Below are 2,642 nucleotides of genomic sequence, written 5' to 3'. Positions count from 1 at the left end.
GAGAGATACTGTAGTCTAGGAACTTATTAGGTTTGGCGATGACCTACTCTCCCACGTCTTAAGACGCAGTACCATCGGCGCTACGGCACTTAACGGCTGGGTTCGGGATGGGACCAGGTGTTTTGCTCGCGCTATGATCACCAAACCGAATAAATTCCTAGTCAGCGCTCTGCGCAGCAGAGCGGCGGCGGGAGGCGGGGTATCCGAAGGATCCCCGTTCCCGCTCCGTCTCTATTGGAGCGCAAAGCGTTGTCTGTCCAAGTCATGTACGACTGATTGTATGTGTATGCTTTTGATCTGTTTAAGCAGTCTTGCTTCTACTGGATCAAATCAAGCCTATCGAGCAATTAGTACCAGTCAACTGAACGTATTACTACGCTTACATCTCTGGCCTATCGACGTGGTGGTCTACCACGGCTCTCAGGGATACCTTGTTTTGAGGGGGGCTTCCCGCTTAGATGCCTTCAGCGGTTATCCTGTCCGATCATAGCTACCCAGCACTGCAATTGGCATTACAACTGGTCCACCAGTGGATCGTTCACCCCGGTCCTCTCGTACTAGGGGCAACTCCTCTCAAGTATCCTACACCCACGGAAGATAGGGACCGAACTGTCTCACGACGTTCTAAACCCAGCTCACGTACCTCTTTAAACGGCGAACAGCCGTACCCTTGGGACCTGCTCCAGCCCCAGGATGAGATGAGCCGACATCGAGGTGCCAAACACTGCCGTCGATATGGACTCTTGGGCAGTATCAGCCTGTTATCCCCGGCGTACCTTTTATCCGTTGAGCGATGGCCCTCCCACTTGGGACCACCGGATCACTATGGCCGTCTTTCGACTCTGCTCGACTTGTCAGTCTCGCAGTCAGGCTGGCTTCTGCCATTGCACTCAACGAGCGATTTCCGACCGCTCTGAGCCAACCTTCGCGCGCCTCCGTTACGATTTAGGAGGCGACCGCCCCAGTCAAACTACCCGCCACACAGGGTCCCGGAACCGGATAACGGTCCGCGGTTAGACATCAAGCAGAACAAGGGTGGTATCTCAAGGGAGGCTCCACCGAGACTGGCGTCTCGGTTTCAAAGCCCACCACCTATCCTGCACATGTTCGGCCTAATGCCAGTGTGAAGCTGTAGTAAAGGTGCACGGGGTCTTTCCGTCTAACCGCGGGTAACCGGCATCTTGACCGGTAATTCAATTTCGCTGAGTCTATGTTGGAGACAGCGGGGAAGTCGTTACGCCATTCGTGCAGGTCGGAACTTACCCGACAAGGAATTTCGCTACCTTAGGACCGTTATAGTTACGGCCGCCGTTTACCTGGGCTTCAATTCAGAGCTCTCACTCCTCCTTTTAACCTTCAGGCACCGGGCAGGCGTCAGACCCTATACGTCGTCTTGCGACTTCGCAGAGCCCTGTGTTTTTAATAAACAGTCGCCACCCCCTGGTTTGTGCCCCCAGCCCCTAGTTGCCTAGGAACCGGGCCTCCTTCTCGCGAACTTACGGAGGTATTTTGCCGAGTTCCTTCAACATAGTTCTCTCAAGCGCCTTGGTATTCTCTACCTGTCCACCTGTGTCGGTTTAGGGTACGATCTGATGATGGAGCTATTTCCAGGGACCGCTCAGCAGCCCATCCAATCCGATAAGGATGAACTACCCCTGCGATCCGTCACTTCCATCTGGCCCAGGAATATTAACCTGGTTCCCATCGACTACGCCTTTCGGCCTCGCCTTAGGGGTCGGCTTACCCTGCTCAGATTAGCTTTAAGCAGGAACCCTTGGACTTTCGGCGAGAGTGTCTCTCACACTCTTTGTCGCTACTCATGTCATCATTCTCACTAGTGATCTCTCCACCGGATCGCTCACGCGCCGGCTTCACAGAAAGCTCCGCGTCTCCAATGCCACGGTCCGGTTGGGGTAAACCAATCGAACTGGGTGGCTAAGGAGACATGGAACTATGTCACACTACGCTCTGCTACCATGCAATAAATGCATCCTCGGCTTCGGCTCATGGCTTGAGCCCCGTTACATCTTCGCCGCAAGACAACTTATTTAGACCAGTGAGCTGTTACGCTATCTTTAAAGGATGGCTGCTTCTAAGCCAACCTCCTGGTTGTTTTGGTCGTCTCACCTGCTTTCCCACTTAGCCATGAATTAGGGGCCTTAGCCGGAGGTCAGGGTTGTTTCCCTCTCCACGACGGACGTTAGCATTCGCCGTGTGTCTGCCATCCAGTACTCCTCGGTATTCGGAGTTTGGTTAGGATCAGTAAGCCTGTGGGGCCCCATTACCCATCCAGTGCTCTACCCCCGAGGGTATTCGGATGACGCTCTACCTAAATAGATTTCGCAGAGAACCAGCTATCTCCGAGTTTGATTGGCCTTTCACCCCTAGGCACAGCTCATCCCGATCTTTTTCAACAGATGTGGGTTCGGTCCTCCAATAAGTGTTACCTTATCTTCAACCTGGCCATGCCTAGATCACTCGGTTTCGGGTCTGATCCCACGAACTCGACGCCCTATTAAGACTCGCTTTCGCTGCGCCTACACCTAACGGCTTAAGCTTGCTCGTGAGACCAAGTCGATGACCCATTATACAAAAGGTACGCTGTCACATCGCAAGGATGCTCCAACTGATTGTAGGCGTTC

At 53.5% G+C, this 2,642-nt stretch carries 2 rRNA genes; both read right to left on the bottom strand.

Annotated features, from left to right (window positions below):
- Positions 1–30 precede the first annotated feature (30 nt).
- Positions 31–145, bottom strand: a 5S ribosomal RNA gene (gene rrf, locus ACGYLQ_RS20675).
- Positions 146–326: 181 nt separating this feature from the next.
- Positions 327–2,642: ribosomal RNA gene (locus tag ACGYLQ_RS20670) — 23S ribosomal RNA — on the bottom strand; the annotation flags it as partial.

Origin of the sequence: Sulfitobacter sp. 1A12779 (genome assembly GCF_043557315.1) — a bacterium.
Classification (GTDB): Bacteria; Pseudomonadota; Alphaproteobacteria; order Rhodobacterales; family Rhodobacteraceae; genus Sulfitobacter; species Sulfitobacter faviae.
This window is presented reverse-complemented; position numbering and strand designations above follow the sequence as displayed.